18 protein-coding genes are annotated in these 17,901 nt (G+C 66.5%); 4 read left to right on the top strand and 14 right to left on the bottom strand.

What is annotated here, in order from left to right:
* Positions 1 to 16: 16 nt before the first annotated feature.
* Positions 17 to 1,387 carry a KamA family radical SAM protein gene (locus F817_RS0109105; protein ID WP_024327355.1) on the bottom strand — a complete coding sequence of 457 codons (1,371 nt, stop codon included), beginning with the start codon at positions 1,385 to 1,387 and terminating at the stop codon, positions 17 to 19.
* A gap of 299 nt (positions 1,388 to 1,686) precedes the next feature.
* On the opposite strand from F817_RS0109105, the gene F817_RS0109100 reads away from it, so the two are divergent.
* Positions 1,687 to 2,820, top strand: coding sequence for an aminotransferase class V-fold PLP-dependent enzyme (locus tag F817_RS0109100; protein WP_024327354.1), 1,134 nt, complete (start codon positions 1,687 to 1,689; stop codon positions 2,818 to 2,820).
* A gap of 98 nt (positions 2,821 to 2,918) precedes the next feature.
* Here F817_RS0109100 and F817_RS0109095 read toward each other — a convergent pair whose 3' ends face one another.
* The 10 genes from F817_RS0109095 to fabD form a co-directional block, all read right to left on the bottom strand.
* Positions 2,919 to 3,257 (bottom strand): PilZ domain-containing protein, encoded by a 339-nt coding sequence (locus F817_RS0109095; protein ID WP_017941553.1) that lies wholly within the window; start codon positions 3,255 to 3,257, stop codon positions 2,919 to 2,921.
* 101 nt (positions 3,258 to 3,358) lie between these two features.
* On the bottom strand, positions 3,359 to 4,348 hold the full coding sequence (locus F817_RS0109090; RefSeq protein ID WP_024327353.1) for a DNA polymerase III subunit delta': 990 nt from the start codon (positions 4,346 to 4,348) through the stop codon (positions 3,359 to 3,361).
* A gap of 7 nt (positions 4,349 to 4,355) precedes the next feature.
* On the bottom strand, positions 4,356 to 5,009 hold the full coding sequence (gene tmk / locus F817_RS0109085) for a dTMP kinase (protein ID WP_024327352.1): 654 nt from the start codon (positions 5,007 to 5,009) through the stop codon (positions 4,356 to 4,358).
* Between the two features lie 15 nt (positions 5,010 to 5,024).
* Positions 5,025 to 6,059 carry an endolytic transglycosylase MltG gene (gene mltG, locus F817_RS0109080; protein WP_024327351.1) on the bottom strand — a complete coding sequence of 345 codons (1,035 nt, stop codon included), beginning with the start codon at positions 6,057 to 6,059 and terminating at the stop codon, positions 5,025 to 5,027.
* A complete protein-coding gene (locus F817_RS0109075) occupies positions 6,046 to 6,858 on the bottom strand; it encodes an aminotransferase class IV (protein WP_024327350.1) in 813 nt (270 codons plus the stop codon). Before F817_RS0109075 ends, mltG begins: the two co-directional genes overlap by 14 nt.
* The gene (locus F817_RS0109070; protein ID WP_024327349.1) at positions 6,855 to 8,204 is read right to left on the bottom strand and encodes an aminodeoxychorismate synthase component I; all 1,350 of its coding nucleotides are present in this window, start codon (positions 8,202 to 8,204) and stop codon (positions 6,855 to 6,857) included. The genes F817_RS0109075 and F817_RS0109070 overlap by 4 nt, the downstream gene beginning before the upstream one ends.
* Before the next feature lie 15 nt (positions 8,205 to 8,219).
* Positions 8,220 to 9,440: a beta-ketoacyl-ACP synthase II gene (fabF, locus tag F817_RS0109065; RefSeq protein ID WP_024327348.1), complete on the bottom strand. Its 1,221-nt coding sequence runs from the start codon at positions 9,438 to 9,440 to the stop codon at positions 8,220 to 8,222.
* Between the two features lie 129 nt (positions 9,441 to 9,569).
* On the bottom strand, positions 9,570 to 9,809 hold the full coding sequence (gene acpP, locus F817_RS0109060) for an acyl carrier protein (protein ID WP_017941560.1): 240 nt from the start codon (positions 9,807 to 9,809) through the stop codon (positions 9,570 to 9,572).
* A gap of 128 nt (positions 9,810 to 9,937) precedes the next feature.
* Complete coding sequence (gene fabG, locus F817_RS0109055) at positions 9,938 to 10,675, bottom strand: 3-oxoacyl-ACP reductase FabG (RefSeq protein ID WP_024327347.1); 738 nt, start codon at positions 10,673 to 10,675, stop codon at positions 9,938 to 9,940.
* Positions 10,676 to 10,755: 80 nt separating this feature from the next.
* Positions 10,756 to 11,700: an ACP S-malonyltransferase gene (gene fabD, locus F817_RS0109050; RefSeq protein ID WP_081644477.1), complete on the bottom strand. Its 945-nt coding sequence runs from the start codon at positions 11,698 to 11,700 to the stop codon at positions 10,756 to 10,758.
* 211 nt (positions 11,701 to 11,911) lie between these two features.
* On the opposite strand from fabD, the gene infA reads away from it, so the two are divergent.
* Positions 11,912 to 12,130 carry a translation initiation factor IF-1 gene (gene infA, locus F817_RS0109045; RefSeq protein ID WP_012982660.1) on the top strand — a complete coding sequence of 73 codons (219 nt, stop codon included), beginning with the start codon at positions 11,912 to 11,914 and terminating at the stop codon, positions 12,128 to 12,130.
* A gap of 87 nt (positions 12,131 to 12,217) precedes the next feature.
* On the opposite strand, the gene clpA is transcribed toward infA, so the two are convergent.
* The 3 genes from clpA to icd all read right to left on the bottom strand — a co-directional run bounded on the left by clpA (position 12,218) and on the right by icd (position 16,190).
* Positions 12,218 to 14,488 (bottom strand): ATP-dependent Clp protease ATP-binding subunit ClpA, encoded by a 2,271-nt coding sequence (gene clpA, locus F817_RS0109040; protein WP_024327345.1) that lies wholly within the window; start codon positions 14,486 to 14,488, stop codon positions 12,218 to 12,220.
* A 5-nt stretch (positions 14,489 to 14,493) separates the two neighbouring features.
* The gene (clpS, locus tag F817_RS0109035; RefSeq protein WP_024327344.1) at positions 14,494 to 14,820 is read right to left on the bottom strand and encodes an ATP-dependent Clp protease adapter ClpS; all 327 of its coding nucleotides are present in this window, start codon (positions 14,818 to 14,820) and stop codon (positions 14,494 to 14,496) included.
* A gap of 113 nt (positions 14,821 to 14,933) precedes the next feature.
* Positions 14,934 to 16,190, bottom strand: a complete 1,257-nt coding sequence (gene icd, locus F817_RS0109030; protein ID WP_024327343.1) for an NADP-dependent isocitrate dehydrogenase — start codon at positions 16,188 to 16,190, stop codon at positions 14,934 to 14,936.
* A 154-nt stretch (positions 16,191 to 16,344) separates the two neighbouring features.
* Here icd and F817_RS0109025 point away from each other — a divergent pair, with 154 nt between their 5' ends.
* Positions 16,345 to 16,806, top strand: coding sequence for an NUDIX domain-containing protein (locus tag F817_RS0109025; RefSeq protein ID WP_024327342.1), 462 nt, complete (start codon positions 16,345 to 16,347; stop codon positions 16,804 to 16,806).
* Complete coding sequence (gene mnmA / locus F817_RS0109020; RefSeq protein ID WP_024327341.1) at positions 16,803 to 17,900, top strand: tRNA 2-thiouridine(34) synthase MnmA; 1,098 nt, start codon at positions 16,803 to 16,805, stop codon at positions 17,898 to 17,900. Before F817_RS0109025 ends, mnmA begins: the two co-directional genes overlap by 4 nt.
* The last annotated feature ends 1 nt before the right edge of the window (position 17,901 follow it).

Here is a 17,901-nt window from a genome sequence, read left to right as displayed (position 1 = left end):
GCCCGCCGCGGCGGATTCAGTGACCGGATTCGGCCTTCATGGCCGCCAGTTCGTCTTCGAAAAAGAACCGGTCCTCGCCGAAGGCCGGTTCGAGCTGATCCAGCCAGGTGGCCTGTTCGTCATAGCGCGCGAAGAACGGCCGCTGCACCCAGTCGGGATTGCGCGCCTGAATAAAGCGCAGCACGAAGACCTTTTCGCCGTGGATCTCGGCCACACCCTGGATCTCGACCTTGCCGGGTTCGGCGCTCATCGAGGGGCCTCGCGCGGTGCGCCCGAGTCCCGAGACCTGTTGCATGGCCTCGCGGTAGATCTCCCAGGCCCGCGCGAGCGGGACCTCGAAGTACCGCCGCGCACCGGTATCGCGCTCCACGAACATGTAGTACGGGACGATCCCGAGACGCACCTGCTCGCGCCAGAGATCGGCCCAGGCGGCGGGCTGGTCGTTGATGTGCCGGAGAAGCGGGCCCTGGGCGCGGATCTCGGCGCCGGTGTCGCGCACCCGCCGGATCGCCTCGTGGGCGATCGGGGTGCGCAACTCGTTGGGATGGTTGTAGTGCGCCATCAGCGCCACGTGCTTGCCCGCCTCGGCCAGGCGTTCCAGGAGGCGCAGGAGTTCGTCGGCGTCGCTGTCGGTTACGAAGCGATAAGGCCAGAACGTCAGCGCCTTGGTGCCGATCCGGATGGTCTGGACATGTGCCAGCTCCGGCTCCAGCAATGCCTCGAGATAGGCCTTCAGGTGCTTGGTTTTCATCACCATCGGATCGCCACCGGTCATCAGCAGGTCGCTGATCTCCGGGTGGCCGCGCAGGTAGTCGTGCAGCATTTCGGCGTCGGTACTGGCGATACGCAGCGCCTTGTCCCCGACAAACTGGGCCCAGCGAAAACAGAAGGTGCAGTAGCTGTGGCAGGTCTGTCCCTGGCCGGGAAAGAACAACACGGTCTCGCGATACTTGTGCTGCAGGCCGTCGATGGCCTCCCCCGCCTCCTCGCTTGGGCGGTTGAGCTCGATCTGCCCCGCCGGATGCGGATTCAGCGCCTCGCGCAACTCGCGCGCCAGGGCCTGGATCTCGGCGCGGTCCGCCCCCCGGCGGTGCAATGCCGCCATGCGTTCGAACGCCTCGGGGGCGAGCATGTCGCGTTGCGGAAAGGTCAGCTGGAACATCGGGTCGTCGGGCACGCGCTCCCAGTCGATCAACTCGTCGATCACGTAATCGTTGACCCGGAACGGCAGCACGCTGGCGACCACAGCCATCTCGAAACGCATGGCCCCGGGAAGCCGGTTCAGGGCGGCAATGCGGTCCATCGAACGATCATTGAAGACACGAAATTCGCGCGGCTCGACCACGCCATCGTGCGGGTCTCGGTAAAACTGGACAACGGAATTCATCCGCCCCTCCTGTACTGACAAGGTGCACGGGAACGCGAACCCGGCGCGGGGAGACCGCTGCAGGGACCAGGGCAATCCACCAGTGCAATGAGCCGGGCCCGGGTGGCTTGTGGGCAGCCGGGCGCGGACACGGGGAAATCGAGGATGCGGCAAATTAACAACTTGCCGGCGGAATCACAACAAGCGTATGACCCTGGGTTCGCGGTTCCATGCGCCTTCAGCGGACCACAAGGCGCGGTTGCGGTGTTCTACGTCCCGGCGGACTGGGTTACCCTTCGGGTCCTGTTCAGGAGGATCGCATGCACCCGGAATTTCCACAGGAAGGGATTATCCATCTCAACCATGCCGCCGTCGGGCCGTGGCCCCGACGAACCGAGGAGGCCGTCTGCCAGTTTGCGCGCGATAACGTGGCCCATGGTTCGCGCGACTACCTGCAATGGCTCCAGCGGATCGACGCGACCCGCGAGCTGGCCCGGGCCCTGATCGGCGCGGCATCCGCGGAAGACATCGCCTTCGTGAAGAATACCTCCGAGGCGCTGTCGATGGTGGCCTTTGGTCTGGACTGGCAACCGGGCGACAACGTTGTCTTCCCCGCGCACGAGTTTCCTTCCAACCGCGTCGTGTGGCTCGCGGCGGCGGAACGCTTCGGTATCGAGGCTCGCGAGATCGACATTGGCGAGGAACCGGAACGTGACCTGCTGGCCGCCTGCGATGGGCGCACCCGCCTGGTGGCGACCAGCGCGGTGCGCTATGACTCCGGGATGCGGATCGATGTCCAGGCACTGGGCGCCGAGCTCCGTTCGCGCAGCATCCTGTTCTGTGTCGATGCAATCCAGCATCTCGGCGCCCTGCCCTTTGATGCGCCCGGCTGCCATGCCGACTTCGTGATGGCGGATGCCCACAAGTGGATGCTGGCACCGGAGGGGATTGGCGTGTTCTACGTGAATCCGGAGAGCCGTGAACGCCTGACGCTGCAGGAATACGGCTGGAACATGCTGGCGCACGCCGGTGACTTCTCCAACCCCGGGATCGAACCGGCCCGGAACGCCCGGCGTTTCGAACCGGGGAGCCCGAACATGCTCGGGATCCATGCGCTGCACGCCAGCCTGTCCCTGCTACTCGAGGTCGGCCTGGAGACCATCGACCACGAGATCCGCGAACACTGGCTGCATCTCGAAGAAGGTCTGCGGGCGCAGGACTGCCGGATCCTGACGCCGCGCGCCCGACGGGCCGGCATCATCACATTCCGGCCTCCGGTCGAGGACCTCGATGCCCTTTACGCCCGGCTTCAGGCACACGGGGTCCTGTGTGCCCAGCGGGGCGGCGGAATCCGTTTTGCGCCGCACTTCTATCTGGACCGTGAGCAGATCGATCAGGCCCTCGAGGTACTGGGCGAGGCCATCCGCGAGACCCGCGCGATCCCGGTGCGCTGACCGTACCGGTTGCCGGCAACGCGGGTAGCGGCGGGACGAGGCGATCGCCTGGCCTCATGGGCCGGGGCCATGACGGAACGGGAGTCGCTGCGGCCGGGCTAGAACGTGTGGGTCTTGCGATCGGAGTTGAGCATGCCGCCCAGGTGTTCCTCGATCCGGCGGTGGGTCACACCCTTGTCCGACTTGTTGAACTGAACGCCGATCCCGCGCAGGCGATTGCCCTGGGCACGCGGCGGGGTAATCCAGACGACGGTACAGGGCGTCGGCAGGCGATCGGAATCCTCCAGCAGCGACAGCAACAGGAAGACCTGGTCTCCCAGCTTGTAGGCCTTGTCGGTGGGGATGAAAAGGCCGCCATTGGTCACGAACGGCATGTACGCCGCATACAGCGCGGGTTTTTCCTTGATTGCCAAGGTCAGCATGCCCTGCCCGGCCATAGACCCTCCCGTGGTGACCAGAAATCGTGCTCGGTCGGGCAGTATCGCCCATCGCACCGATACGGCGCCACCCCGGGGCGGCACCCGTCGCGAACGTCGCGTTATCTGCGCAGAAAGCTCAGTGCGATGTCTTCCATGCGCAACTGCGGATTCAGCTGGCGCGTGGCCTGGCGTTGCCAGACGAGCGCCTGCGCGGAAAGTTCGGCCAGGCGCCGGGATCCCGTGCGCCGCGCAAAGCCCTCCAGCTGGTCGCGCGGGAACTGGCACCCGAATGCGTCCGGTTCGCCGCTGACCAGCAGCCGCTGCGCCGCGACCAGCAGGGCCTGGATGCGCGGAATCAGGGACTCCGGCAGGCTGCGCTGCATGGTGCTGGCCATCACGCTGATGCCCTGGCCACGCAAAAGCGTGCTCAGGGCCTCGCGGTCCTGCTCCCAGCGCCCCATACGCTCGGGGTCGGTGAGGATCTCCCGGGCCGCCAGTGGACGCCCCAGGCTGGCGGCGTAGGCCTCGTCCACGGCCCTCGCATCGTCCGCGAACCCCCGCAGCCACTGAGTGGCGTCGGCCGGGTCCGGGGTGGGGATCTCGACCATCTGGCAGCGGCTGCGGATGGTCGCCGGGAGTCGTGCCGGCTGCGCCGCCTCCAGGATCAGCATGGCGCCCGGTGGCGGTTCCTCCAGGGTCTTGAGCAGGGCGTTGGCAGCATTGGTGTTCAGGGCGTCGGCCGGACGGATGAGGACGCAGCGCAGGTTCCCCGAGCCGGAAAGGGAGAGAAAGTCGGTCGCCTCGCGGGCCGCCGCGATCAGGATCTCCTTGCCGGCCTCCTCGGGTTCCAGGCTCAGGACCTCCGGGTGCACGCCGCCGACGAAGCTGCGACAGGCATTGCACTCGCCACAGGCGGCCTCGGTGCCGGTCGCGCGCTGACACAGAAGGGCCTGGACCAGTGCCCGGGAAAGGAGCACCTTGCCCACCCCTGTGGCGCCATGGAGCAGCAGGCCGGTAGGCAGGCGTCCGTCACGCCCGCGCCGGATCAGGGACTCCCAGGGCGAGCGTAGCCAGGGCGGGAGGGTCTCGGTTGTCGTGACGGTGTCCATGTCGCCCCTACCCCTCGAGTGCATGCAGGGGCAGCCGCTCGCGAACCCCCGCAAGGATGCGTTCAGCCACCGTGTCCGGGTCCGAGGCGCCATCGACGACCAGGTACCGATCGGGGGCCCCGGCCGCGCGCTCGCGATACGCGTCGCGGGCACGCTCGAAGAAGTCCACCGCCTCGCGTTCGATACGGTCGCGCCGGCCGCGCTGCACCGCCCGTTCCAGTCCAGCTTCAGGCTCAATATCCAGCAGGATGACCAGGTCCGGCCGTAGCGCCCCCTGCAACCAGGTTTCCAGCTCGGCCACGCGCCCGGAACCCAGGCCACGACCTGCCCCCTGATACGCAAACGACGCATCGGTGAAGCGATCGCTGAGGACCCACTCCCCGGCCTGCAGCGCGGGCCGGATCACCTCCGACAGGTGCTGGGCGCGCGCGGCAAACATCAGTAGCAGTTCGGCCTCCGCGCACATGCCGGGGAGGTCCGGATCCAGCAGCAGGCCGCGCAGCCGTTCGCCCAGTGCGGTCCCGCCGGGCTCGCGGGTGTTGCACACCGGGTGACCCGCGGCCCGCAGGGCGGCATCCAGGCGCTCCATCTGGGTGGTCTTGCCCGAGCCCTCGATGCCTTCGAGCACCAGGAAGCGGCCAGGATGGGGCGAGCGATCCATGCGCAGGGACTCCGGTTAGCGGTTGCGAATGCCGTAGCGGCTGCCGTCGCCGCCGAGCTGGTAGCGAATCACGGCCTCGCGGTGTTCGCGATACGTCTCGGAGAAATGATGACTGCCATCGCCGCGCGAGACAAAGAACAGGTCGTTGGTATCGGCCGGCCGGGCCGCGGCCTGCAGGGCCGCCCGCCCGGGGAGCGCGATCGGCGTCGGCGGGAGCCCGACCCGGGTGTAGGTGTTGTAGGGATGGTCGCGGTCGAGTTCGTCGCGCGTCAGCCGTTGCACGCCCGGTTCCTGCACATACAGGAGCGTCGGATCGGTCTGCAGACGCATGCCGCGTTGCAGGCGATTCACGAACACGCCGGCCACGCGGTCGCGTTCGTCGCCGCGCCCGGTCTCGCGCTCGATGATCGAGGCCAGGATGAGGAGTTCGTAGGGCGAGTCCACCGGGTGTTCCTCGATGCGGTCTTCCCAGGCACGGTCGAGATGCAGGCGCATCGCCCGGTGCGCGCGCTCCAGCACCGTCAGGGCATTGGTCCCGGATCCGAAGAAGTAGGTATCCGGAAGGAACCAGCCCTCGGGATGTTCCAGGTCCGAAAGACCGAGGGTCTCGAGCAGGTTGTGCACGCCGACGGATTCGGGCGGACCGACCAGCTCGGGATGCTCGCGCAAGGCGGCCAGCGCCTGACGGATGGTCCAGCCCTCGGGGAATGTCAGGCGGTGCTGAACGACATCGCCACGGGCCATCGCGTGGAGCAAGTCGCGCGGCGTCATCCCCGGGGTGACCGCATACTCCCCTGCCTGCAGACGCGGGGCGATTCCCTGCCGACGGCCATAGACCTCGGCCACCCATGCGGAATCGATCCAGCCCCGCTCCGCGAACGACTGACTGACCGCGCGCAGCCCCTGACCGGATTCGAGTTGGTAACGCTCCGACGTCTCCAGCACCAGCGGCGTATCCAGTTGCGCGCGGTAATCCTCGCTCAACCACCACGCGGCCACCAGGGCCAGCACCACCACGAAGGCCAGTACGGCGAGACTAATCCGCTTCATGCAACGCGATTCCCATTGGATACAGCGGATCATCCTGCCACGCGGGCCCCGGCTTGTCCGCTTCGACCCGTCGCGCCGGGGTCAAACCGAGGCGCGCACTTGTGACGTAGAGGCCATCCGCCTGTTCCAAACGGACCGGGTCCGGATAGGCCTCGACGACCTCGAACCCGAACCGGGCCGCGTGATCCCGTATCCAGGCGCGCCGGGTCCCGGCGATCCCGGACTGCTCGACCGGCGGCGTCACCAGGCGGCGCTTTTCGCGCAGCCACAGATTGCCCTGGGTCGCACTCACGACGCGCCCAAGGGCATCGTCGAGGATCGCCTCGTCCCATCCCGGCTGCCAGCTGCGTCGCGCCATCACGTGTTCCAGGCGACTGGTGTGCTTAAGCCCCGCCAGGGCCGGATTCACGCCCACCGGGACCTCCGAATGGCCCACGATCAACGGTGCCCGCGCGTAGGGTGGTGTTTCCTCAATGGGCGCCCCCCCGCTCACAATCCGTGTGGGGGTCGCGTTCTCCGGCGGCGCATAGCCCCGCGGCCCCTCGCCACGGGTCAGCGTCAGCCGCACCAGGCAGCTGCCCGGCACGGCGACCCGGGCGACCTCCGCCAGGATCTGTGGCTCGTCCGGTTCCGGGAAACCCAGCTGCTGCAGGCCCCGCCAGAGCCTGTCGCGGTGATACGCCCATAACTGGGGTCGACCGGCGCGTACAAGCAGGGTCTCGAACAGTCCGTCGCCCAGCAACAGACCGCGGTCGAGGGGCGCAATCCGGCCTTCCGCTTCTCCGTTGACCAGGATCACGCCACGTCCTCGTTCGCGCCGCCGAGCGCCTCCAGAAGGCCACGTGCCTTGTGCCGTGTCTCCTCCAGTTCGCGCTCGGGATCGGAGTCCGCGACGATCCCGGCGCCGGCCCGGAAGCGCAGTTCGTTTCCGCGCACCACGAGGGTACGGATGAGGATATTCGTGTCCATGCGCCCATGCCGGCTGACGTATCCGCAACCGCCGGTATAGGCGCCGCGTGGGGCATGTCGTTCCAGTTCCTGGATGATCTGCATGCTGCGGATCTTCGGGCAGCCCGTAATCGTGCCCCCCGGAAAGACCGCGCGCAGGACATCGGCCGCCGTGGTCCCGGCACGCAGGCGTCCGACTATGCTGGACACGATGTGGTGCACCCGGCGGTAGCTCTCGATGGTCATCAATTCGGCCACCCGGACGCTCCCGGTCTCGGCGACCCGTCCAACATCGTTGCGTTCCAGGTCCACCAGCATCACGTGCTCGGCCCGTTCCTTTAGATTGAACGTCAACTCACTGAAAAGGCGCTGGTCCTCCTCGGCATTCGCATCCCGCCGTCGCGTCCCCGCGATCGGCCGGGTCTCGACCATGCCCGCCTCCACCGACACCAGGCGCTCGGGCGAAGAACTGATGACATGCGCACCCGGGAGTTGCAGCCAGGCCGCAAACGGTGCCGCATTCGCCTCCCGCAGGCGCGCGTACAGCACCGCCGGATCCAGCGCCGCGCGGGCCGTGGCGTGCCATTCCCGCGACAGGTTGACCTGGAAGGTATCGCCGGCCCGGATGTATTCCAGCCCCCGCTGCACCGCGTGGAGGTACTGTTCCGGGGGCTCTTCCCGCAGGGCAAGGCCGGGCAGCGCTTCGCTCCTGGCCTCCACTGCGCCTCGCACTGCCGCGCAGTCGGACTCCACCTGCTCCCGCCGCGCCGGCACTCCCTCCTCGTCCACCCACCAGGTCGTGCCCTCATGGTGATCATGGATCAGGGCGCCCGGGAAACGGGTCACCAGTGCGTCCGGCAGCCATGGGTCACCCCGGCACCGGCCCAGAGCCGGTTCAAGGTGCCAGGCCAGTTCGTAGCCCGCGTAGAGGAACCACCCCCCTAGGAAGGGCAGATGGGCATGAGCGGCATCATCAGCGTCGAGTGCCGGCGACCGGGCGAGATCCTGATCCAGTGCGCCGAGCACATCGTCCGCGGATGCACTGGAAAGCGTCCGCCCGGGAAAGGCAAACAGGATGGAAAAGCGTGCGGGAGCCTGCCCGATGAGGGCCGACTCCAGCAGGTGCGGATAGCGTTCGGGGAAACGCCGCGCCAGGGCCGCGAAATCGACCCCGGCGGCCAGTTGATGGACCGCCATGGCGGCGCCGCAGCGTCAGATGCTGCGGAACACCAGGGTGCCGTTGGTGCCGCCGAACCCGAACGAGTTGGACAGCCCGACCTTGGTATTCATCTCGCGCGCCTCGTTGGCGACGTAATCGAGATCGCAACCCTCGCCCGGGTTCTCCAGGTTGATGGTTGGCGGCGAGACCTGGTCGCGCAGCGCGAGGGCCGTGAACACGCCCTCGATGCCACCGGCGGCGCCCAGCAGGTGGCCGGTCATCGACTTGGTCGAGTTCACCAGCAGCTTGTAGGCATGATCGCCGAAGGCCTTCTTCAGCCCCTGGGTTTCGGCCAGGTCACCGGCCGGGGTCGACGTCCCGTGGGCATTGATATACCCGACCTCTTCCGGATTCACGCCCGCATCCTTCAGCGCGCGATGCATGCACTTCGCGGCGCCCGAGCCATCCTGTACGGGCTGCGTCATGTGGTGCGCATCGGCATTCCAGGCGAACCCGGCGATCTCGCAGTAGATGTTGGCCCCGCGGGCCTTCGCGTGCTCGTACTCTTCCAGCATCATCACGCCGGCACCGTCACTGAGCACGAAGCCGTCGCGGTCCTGATCCCAGGGACGCGAGGCGCGTTCCGGGTCGTCGTTGCGGGTGGACAGCGCCCGCGCGGCCGCAAACCCACCAATGCCGAGGGGCGTGGTGGCCATCTCGGCGCCGCCGGCAACCATCGCGTCGGCATCGCCGTAGGCGATCATGCGCGCGGCGTCACCAATGTTGTGGGTACCGGTGGCGCAGGCCGAGACGATGGAGATGTTCGGGCCCTGCAGGTTGCGCATGATGGACAGGTTCCCGGCCACCATGTTGATGATGGCGCTGGGCACGAAGAACGGCGAGATCTTGCGCGCCCCGCCCTTCAGATACGCGCCGTAGGAGCGCTCGATGTACGGCAGACCACCGATCCCGGAGCCAATGGCGACCCCGATGCGCTCGGCGTTTTCCTCGGTCACCTCCAGCCCCGAATCGTCCAGGGCCTGCAGCCCGGCGGCGATCCCGTAGAGGACGAAGGTGTCCATCTTCTTCTGGTCTTTCGTCGGGACGTAGTCATTGGCCTCGAAGTCCCGAACCGCACCGGAGATCTTTACCGGCATCTCCGAGGCATCGAAGACATCGATGGGGGAAATGCCGCTCTTGCCGGCCTTGATGTTGCTCCAGGCCTTGTCGATAGTGGATCCGACCGGGGAGACGATCCCCAGTCCGGTAATCACGACACGTCGCTTAGCCAATGATGTTCTCCTCGAAAGACTGAAATACGCGTTCAGCGAAACGACGAAGGGCCGCCCTGCGCGCAGGAAGGCCCGTTCGCGTCGTCCTGACCGGCGCCCGGAGGCGTCGGATCAGTCCTTCATGTGCTCGTTGATGTAATCGATCGCCTGCTGCACGGTGGTGATCTTTTCCGCCTGCTCGTCGGGGATCTCGGTCTCGAATTCCTCTTCGAGCGCCATCACCAGTTCCACCGTGTCCAGCGAATCCGCACCCAGGTCGTCGACGAAAGCGGCGGCGTTGGTCACGTCCTCTTCCTTGACTCCCAGTTGCTCGACAACGATCTTCTTGACGCGTTCTTCAATGCTACTCATGGTTCAGAAATCCCCTTCGGTGTGAGGCGGCTTCGTTGAAAGGTCCGCCATTCTAGAGAAAAGCCCCGCCGCGATCTAGCGATCCGCGCAGCGGGCCATAAGGGCGGCCTGCGGCCGGCCCGTCGTGATCAGTGCATGAACATCCCGCCGTTCACGTGCAAGGTCTCGCCGGTGATGTAACCCGCCTCTTCCGAGGCTAGGAAACCCACCGTCGCGGCGATCTCCTCCGGCGCACCCAGCCGCCCCAGCGGGATCTGTCCCAGCAGAGCCTCCTTGGTGTCGTCACCCAGATCGCGCGTCATGTCGGTGTCGATGAACCCGGGGGCCACGGTGTTGACCGTGATGTTGCGGCTCCCGACCTCGCGCGCCAGCGAGCGGGCAAAGCCTGCCAGTCCCGCCTTGGCGGCCGCGTAATTGGTCTGCCCGGCGTTGCCGGTGGAGCCCACCACGGATCCGATCAGGATGATGCGCCCACGGCGCAGCTTCATCATGCCCTTCAGCAGCCGCTGGGTCAGGCGCACGGCGGCGGAGAGGTTGGTGTCGATGATCGCATCCCACTCCTCGTCCTTCATGCGCATGAACAGGTTGTCGCGGGTAATGCCGGCATTGTTCACCAGCACCTCGATCGCCCCTTCCTGGTCCTGGATCGCCTTCAGGCCGCCGGCGACGGATTCGGCATCGGTTACGTCCATTGCGATACCGCGGCCGCCCCATTCCTTCAGGGCCTCGGTGATCCGGTCGGCGCCGGCCTCGCTGGTGGCGGTGCCGATTACCTGAAGGCCCTGCTCGGCCAGTCGGCGTGCGATGGCGGCGCCGATTCCGCGGCTGGCGCCGGTGACCAGGGCTACACGTTTGCTGTCGGACATGGTTGTGCCTTTGCTTCAGTAAAAGGGATTCACGACGACGGGGGTGGCTGGCCCACCCAGAAGATCCCGGGCGAGCCGGCTCAATCCCGCCCCAGGCGCTCGAGGGTGGCCTTCAGCGTATCGCGGTCGGCGACATCGAACAGTTCCAGTTCGCGGTCGATCCGCTTGGCCAGACCGGTCAGCACGCGCCCCGGGCCGCATTCGACCTGTACCGCCACGCCCTGTCCGCGCAGCCCCTGTACGATCTCGACCCAGCGCACCGGACGATACAGCTGTGCGGCGAGATTGTCCTTGATCACCTCGGCGGAATCCGCCGGTGCTGCCGTCACATTCTGCCAGACCGGGATCGCCGGCGGGTTGAAGGTGGTGCGGTCCAGCGCGGCCTGCAGGCGATCCGCCGCAGGGCGCATCAGCGCACAATGCGAGGGGACGGATACCGGCAGCTTCAGGGCTCGCTTGGCCCCCGCATCCTTCGCCGCCCCCACGGCCCGCTCGACCGCCGCCACATTACCGGCGATGACGATCTGGCCCGGGGCGTTCAGGTTGACGGCCTCCAGTACCTCGCCCCCCGCGTGCTCGTCGCAAAGACCCCGCACCGCGTCGTCCTCCAGCCCCAGGATCGCGGCCATCGCGCCCTCGCCTTCCGGTACGGCGGCCTGCATGGCCCGGGCGCGTTCGGCCACCAGGCGAACGGCATCGGGAAAGCGGAGCACCCCGGCGGCGACCAGGGCGCTGTATTCGCCGAGGCTGTGCCCGGCAACCGCCTGCGGACGCGCGGACGTCTGTTCGCTCAGCAGCCGCCAGGCGGCAACCCCCGCGGCCAGCATCACCGGTTGCGTCCATTCCGTCTGGTTCAGCTGCTCCACGGGCCCGTGCTGGCACAGGCTCCAGAGATCGGCGTCGAGGCAGTCCGACGCCTCCTGGAAGGTGTCGCGGACAATGGCATGATCGTCGCCCAGATCGGCCAGCATGCCGGTGGACTGGGAACCCTGCCCCGGAAAAACAGCTGCCCAAGATGTTGTCATTCGCAATGGTCTCGCGCGTGAAAGCGCGCGTAGTGTAGGCGGTCCGTTAAGTGTCGGCAAACGCGGAGGATAGGCGTGCCTCGCGCGGCCACCGCCCGGTTCAGCCGCCCCTCTGATGCGACCAGCAAGCGGCGCGAGGCGCGTCATGACTTGTGTTCCACCGGCGCATCCGGATAATGTCGCCACCTTGATTCAATACGAGAGGAACTGTATGGCGAAGGAAGACGAAATCGAGCTGGAGGGCACCGTCGTCGAGACGCTCCCGAACACCACCTTCCGGGTGGAGCTCGAAAATGGGCACACGATCACGGCGCACATCTCCGGAAAGATGCGCAAGCATTACATCCGGATCCTGCGCGGTGACAAGGTGATCGTGCAGATGACGCCCTACGACCTGACCAAGGGTCGCATCGTCTACCGCAACAAGTAAGTTCCCTCTCCTACGAAGAAGCCCCGGCCGGACCGGGGCTTCTTCGTTTGCGGGCCCTTGCGGACCCGCCTGCGCCGAACCGCCGCGTCAGGACGACACAGCCGCCTCCTGAATGTCCAGTTCCAGGCCGGACTCGCCCAGTCGGACCACCACTTCCCCGCCATGCGCAAGGCGCCCGAACAGCAGCTCGTCGGCCAGGGGCTTCTTGATGTGCTCCTGCAGCGTGCGCGCCATCGGCCGCGCGCCCATCTTGGCGTCGTAGCCGTGCTCGGCCAGCCAGGCCCGGGCCTCCGGCTCCACGGTCAGGTGCACCTTCTTCTCGTCGAGCTGGGCCTGCAACTGGATCAGGAACTTGTCCACCACGTTCAGGATGGTGGCCTCGTCCAGCGGGCCGAACTGGATCGTGGCATCCAGGCGGTTGCGGAACTCCGGTGTGAAGGTGCGCTTGATTGCCTCCATTGCATCGCTGGAGTGGTCCTGCTGGGTGAACCCCACCGACGGACGATTCGCCTGTTCGGCGCCGGCGTTGGTGGTCATCACCAGGATCACGTTGCGGAAGTCCACCTCGCGGCCGTTGGCGTCGGTCAGCGTGCCGTGGTCCATCACCTGCAGGAGCACGTTGAAGACATCCGGGTGCGCCTTCTCGATCTCGTCCAGCAACAACACGCAATGCGGATGCTTCAGGATGGCGTCGGTCAGCAGACCACCCTCGTCGTAGCCGACATAGCCCGGCGGGGCCCCGATCAGGCGGGACACGGTGTGCCGCTCCATGTACTCGGACATGTCGAAGCGGGCCAGGTGGATGCCCATCTGCTGCGCCAGCTGACGCGTGACCTCGGTCTTGCCCACCCCCGTCGGGCCGGCAAACAGGAACGAGCCAATCGGCTTGTCCATATCGCCCAGCCCAGAGCGCGCCATCTTGATGGCGGTCGCCAGGGTCCCGATGGCCTCGTCCTGGCCGAAGACGGTCATCTTCAGGTTGCGGTCGAGGTTGCGCAGGGTCTCCTTGTCGGAGCTGGAGACCGACTTCGGCGGGATGCGCGCGATCTTGGCCACGATCGTCTCGATATCCTGCACGCCAATGGTCTTCTTGCGCTGGCTGACCGGCTGCAACTGCCGACTGGCCCCGGCCTCGTCGATCAGGTCGATCGCCTTGTCCGGCAGGAAGCGGTCGGTGATGTAGCGATCGGCCAGCTCCGCGGCCGCCCGCAGGGCCGGTTTGGTGAAGCGCACGTTGTGGTGCATCTCGAACCGGGACTTGAGCCCGCGCAGGATCTGCTCGGTCTCGTCCACCGTCGGCTCCGGCACCTCGATCTTCTGGAAGCGCCGCGCCAGGGCGCGATCCTTCTCGAAAATGCCGCGGTATTCCTGATAGGTGGTGGACCCAATACACTTCAATTCGCCCGAGGCGAGCATCGGCTTGATCAGGTTGGAGGCGTCCATCACCCCGCCGGAGGCCGCGCCGGCCCCGATGATGGTGTGGATCTCGTCGATGAACAGCACCGCCCCCGGCTCCTTCTTGAGCTGGGCCAGCACGCCCTTCAGGCGCTTCTCGAAGTCACCCCGATACTTGGTACCGGCCACCAGGGCGCCGAGGTCCAGGGCATAGACGGTGGCGGATTCGATCGCCTCCGGCACCTGGTCGTCGACGATGCGCCGGGCGAGACCCTCGGCAATGGCGGTCTTCCCGACGCCGGCCTCGCCCACCAGCAGCGGGTTGTTCTTGCGCCGGCGGCAGAGGATCTGGATGGTCCGCTCGATCTCGTGATCGCGACCGATCAACGGGTCGATTTCGTCCCTGCGTGCCTTGTCATTGAGGTTGCTGGCGTAGAGCTGCAGCGCGTTGGTCTTGTCGTCGCGCTCGCCTTCCACCGGCTCGGCCTGGGACTCGTTCGGGGTGGGCTGCGCCCCGAGCTCGTCCTCGCCCACCTTCGAGATGCCGTGCGAGATGAAATTGACCACGTCCAGGCGCGAGATATTCTGCTGGCCCAGTACGTACAGGGCCTGGCTGTCCTGCTCGCCGAACAGCGCGACCAGGACATTGGCGCCGGACACCTCCTTGCGTCCGCTGGACTGCACGTGGAACACCGCCCGTTGCAGCACGCGCTGGAAACCCAGCGTCGGTTGCGTCTCGCGCGAATCGTTCGGCGGGATGCGCGGCGTGTTCTCGTCGATATAGGCCTCAAGCTCGTCACGGATGCGATCGAGATCGCCCCCGCAAGCCCGCAGCACCGTGGCCGCGCTGGGATTCTGCGCCAGCGCCATCAGCAAGTGCTCAACGGTCACGAACTCGTGACGTTTTTCGCGGGCCTCTTTGAAGACCATGTTCAGGCTGAATTCGAGTTCCTTGTCGAGCATGGGAGTCAGGCCTCCTCCATCGAGCAAAGCAGTGGGTGCTGATGACTGCGGGCGTAGTCGTTCACCTGCGCCACCTTGGTCTCGGCCACATCCCGGGTAAAGATGCCGCATACTCCCTTGCCGCGCGTGTGCACGTGCAGCATCACCCGGGTGGCCTTTTCGCGATCCATGCTGAAGAAGGTCTCCAGTACCTCGATCACGAACTCCATCGGCGTGAAATCGTCGTTGAGCAGGACCACCTTGTACTGTCGCGGTGGCTTGAGCTCCGGCCTCGATTCTTCGACCGTTACCGAGTCGTCTCGATCGGGGTTTTGGGGCTTGTCTTCACTCATCGGTCGAACTCGCGCCTTCAGCGGTTACTCGTTTGGGTCGTCTCCATCCTCGAATGGTTCCGGGCTGGGGCCAAGTGCCCTTACGGACACTCCGACCACCTGCTGCCCGTTCGTCACATATGCTTGATCATAGCCTCGCCGAAAGCCGAGCACGCGATCGGCTCGACGTTATCCATCAGCCGGGCGAAGTCATAGGTCACCTCGCCGGCACTGATCGCGCCGCCCATGCCCTTGACCACCAGGTCGGCCGCTTCGGACCAGCCCAGATGCCGCAGCATCATTTCGGCAGACAGGATCAGCGAGCCAGGGTTCACCTTGTCCTGGCCGGCGTACTTCGGCGCGGTCCCGTGGGTCGCCTCGAACATGGCCGTGGTATCCGACAGGTTCGCACCCGGAGCGATCCCGATGCCACCCACCTGGGCGGCCAGCGCGTCGGAGATATAGTCGCCGTTGAGGTTGAGCGTGGCGATCACCGAGTAATCCTCCGGACGCAGCAGGATCTGCTGCAGGAAGGCGTCGGCGATGACATCCTTGACGACGATCTCGCGCCCGGTCTTCGGGTTCTTGAAGGTCTGCCACGGACCGCCGTCCAGATCCTTCGCACCGAATTCCTCGCGTGCCAGCTCGTAGCCCCAGGCCTTGAAGGAGCCCTCGGTGAATTTCATGATGTTGCCCTTGTGCACCAGGGTCACCGACGGGCGATCGTTATCGATCGCATATTCGATGGCCTTGCGCACCAGGCGCTTGGTGCCTTCGCTGGAGACCGGCTTCACACCGATCCCGGCGGTCTCCGGGAAGCGGATCTGGGTGACCCCCATCTCGTCCTGCAGGAAGTCGATGACCTTCTTGACCTCCGGGGTCCCCGACTCGAACTCGATCCCGGCGTAGATGTCCTCGGAATTCTCTCGAAAGATCACCATGTCGGTCTTCTCCGGCTCCTTCAGCGGGCTCGGGGTGCCGTCGTAATAGCGCACCGGGCGCAGACAGACATACAGATCCAGCTTCTGACGCAGGGCCACATTCAGGGAGCGGAAGCCGCCACCCACCGGGGTGGTCAGCGGACCCTTGATCGACACGCGATAGTCCTTCACCGCCTCCAGGGTCTCGTCAGGCAGCCCGGAGTCGTCATCGTAGACCTGCGTCGCCTTCTCGCCGGCGTAAACCTCCATCCACTCGATGGCCTTCTTGCCGCCGTAGGCCTTCTCCACCGCCGCATCGGTCACCCGGCGCATCACCGGGGTGATGTCCACACCGATCCCGTCACCTTCGATGTAGGGGATCACCGGATGATCCGGCACCTGCAGCTTTCCCTGGTCATCGACGGTGATGCGTTCGCCCTTCTCCGGGACCTGAATGTGCTGGTAGGCCATGCAAACTCCTTGTGCGGAACTCGAGAAAATCGATGGGTTGATTGCGTATGGCTCGATTATACATGCCGAAACGCCGTTTCCGGTGGGCGAAGGGGTACGGATTGCGCGTTCCGGAATGGCAGCCTGCCCCGGCGGCTGCGTTATCATTCGCCGCATGACCGACCGCCTCCCCTGTCACATCACCGTGGCCGCCGTGATCGAACACGATGGTCAGTTCCTGTTTGTCGAGGAAACCGATGGCGGGCGCCGGGTCCTGAACCAGCCGGCCGGACACCTGGATGCCGGAGAGGACCTGATCGGCGCGGTGGTACGCGAGGTCCGGGAGGAAACCTGCATGGCGTTCACGCCCGACGCCACCCTGGGTTGTGACCTGCTGGAGTTGGCGGGCGGGGCCGTGATTCTGCGCGTCACCTTTTCCGGTGCGGCGACCCCGCTGCCATCGCCCGCGCCGCGCGACCCGGCGATCCATGCCCTGCACTGGCTGACCCCCGAGAGGGCCGAACGCGACTGGCCGCTGCGCAGCCCGCTGGTGATGCGCAGCATCCGCCGATACCGCGAGGGCCTGCGGCTGCCCCTGGAGTCGGTCGGCAGTCTTGTGCGGACCGCCGCGCAATGACCGGTCGCGAGCGCGTCATCATCGGCCTGTCCGGCGGGGTCGACTCCGCCGTCGCGGCCAGCCGTCTGCTGGAGGCCGGCTACCGCGTCGAAGGCCTTTTCATGAAGAACTGGGAGGATGACGACGACGCCGAATACTGCGCCGCCGAGGCCGACTACGAAATGGCCCGCGAAGTCGCCGACTGCCTGGAAATCCCGCTGCACAAGGCCAACTTTGCCGAGGACTACCGCCAGCGGGTGTTCGCCCGGTTCCTCCATGAATACGAGGCCGGGCGTACCCCGAACCCGGACATCCTCTGCAACCGCGAGATCAAGTTCCGCTCGTTCCTCGACCACGCCCGCGAGCTGGGCGCCACCCGGATCGCCACGGGTCACTACGCCCGGGTGCGCCACCACGCCGGCTACAGCGAACTGTGTACGGCAGCCGATGCCAACAAGGACCAGACCTACTTCCTCCACACCCTGACCCAGGAACAACTGCGCCCCGCCCTGTTCCCGCTGGGCGACACCCCCAAGGACCGGGTCCGGGAGCGGGCGCGCGAACTGGGCCTGCCGAACCACGCCCGCAAGGACTCCACCGGGATCTGCTTCATTGGCGAGCGACGCTTCCGCGACTTCCTCGCCCAGTATCTAAAGGCCTCCGGGGGAGACATGCGCACCCCGGAGGGCCAGGTGGTCGGTCGCCACCAGGGCCTGATGTTCTACACCCTCGGCCAGCGCCAGGGCCTGGGGATCGGCGGGGTCGACGGCTTCGCCGAGGCCCCGTGGTACGTCGTCGACAAGGACCTGGAGGGCAACACCCTGGTCGTCGCCCAGGACCCGCTGCACCCGCTCTTGATGAGCCCCTCGCTGACGACGGAGCCCGTTCACTGGATCCACGATGTACCGGTCCCTGGTGAACCACTCCAGGCCCGCTTGCGCCATCGCCAGCCCCTGCAGGAATGCCGGGTGCAGGCACTGGACACGACCGGCGCCACCGTGGTCTTCGACATACCCCAACGGGCGGCGACGCCGGGGCAGTCCATCGCCTTTTACCGTGGTGATGTCTGCCTGGGCGGGGCGGTGATCGCCACACGAACCACGAATGCGCCGTGAG

This window comes from Thioalkalivibrio sp. AKL19, from assembly GCF_000420165.1.
Taxonomy (GTDB): Bacteria; Pseudomonadota; Gammaproteobacteria; order Ectothiorhodospirales; family Ectothiorhodospiraceae; genus Thioalkalivibrio.
Note: the sequence above shows the minus strand (reverse complement) of the source record. Positions and strands in the feature narration are given on the sequence as shown.

Coding starts and splice junctions, on each gene's coding strand:
- F817_RS0109105 (WP_024327355.1), bottom strand. CDS start 1,387: ATGAATTCCGTTGTCCAGTTTTACCGAGACCCGCACGATGGCGTGGTC.
- F817_RS0109100 (WP_024327354.1), top strand. CDS start 1,687: ATGCACCCGGAATTTCCACAGGAAGGGATTATCCATCTCAACCATGCC.
- F817_RS0109095 (WP_017941553.1), bottom strand. CDS start 3,257: ATGGCCGGGCAGGGCATGCTGACCTTGGCAATCAAGGAAAAACCCGCG.
- F817_RS0109090 (WP_024327353.1), bottom strand. CDS start 4,348: ATGGACACCGTCACGACAACCGAGACCCTCCCGCCCTGGCTACGCTCG.
- tmk (WP_024327352.1), bottom strand. CDS start 5,009: ATGGATCGCTCGCCCCATCCTGGCCGCTTCCTGGTGCTCGAAGGCATC.
- mltG (WP_024327351.1), bottom strand. CDS start 6,059: ATGAAGCGGATTAGTCTCGCCGTACTGGCCTTCGTGGTGGTGCTGGCC.
- F817_RS0109070 (WP_024327349.1), bottom strand. CDS start 8,204: ATGGCGGTCCATCAACTGGCCGCCGGGGTCGATTTCGCGGCCCTGGCG.
- acpP (WP_017941560.1), bottom strand. CDS start 9,809: ATGAGTAGCATTGAAGAACGCGTCAAGAAGATCGTTGTCGAGCAACTG.
- fabG (WP_024327347.1), bottom strand. CDS start 10,675: ATGTCCGACAGCAAACGTGTAGCCCTGGTCACCGGCGCCAGCCGCGGA.
- fabD (WP_081644477.1), bottom strand. CDS start 11,700: ATGACAACATCTTGGGCAGCTGTTTTTCCGGGGCAGGGTTCCCAGTCC.
- infA (WP_012982660.1), top strand. CDS start 11,912: ATGGCGAAGGAAGACGAAATCGAGCTGGAGGGCACCGTCGTCGAGACG.
- clpA (WP_024327345.1), bottom strand. CDS start 14,488: ATGCTCGACAAGGAACTCGAATTCAGCCTGAACATGGTCTTCAAAGAG.
- clpS (WP_024327344.1), bottom strand. CDS start 14,820: ATGAGTGAAGACAAGCCCCAAAACCCCGATCGAGACGACTCGGTAACG.
- icd (WP_024327343.1), bottom strand. CDS start 16,190: ATGGCCTACCAGCACATTCAGGTCCCGGAGAAGGGCGAACGCATCACC.
- F817_RS0109025 (WP_024327342.1), top strand. CDS start 16,345: ATGACCGACCGCCTCCCCTGTCACATCACCGTGGCCGCCGTGATCGAA.
- mnmA (WP_024327341.1), top strand. CDS start 16,803: ATGACCGGTCGCGAGCGCGTCATCATCGGCCTGTCCGGCGGGGTCGAC.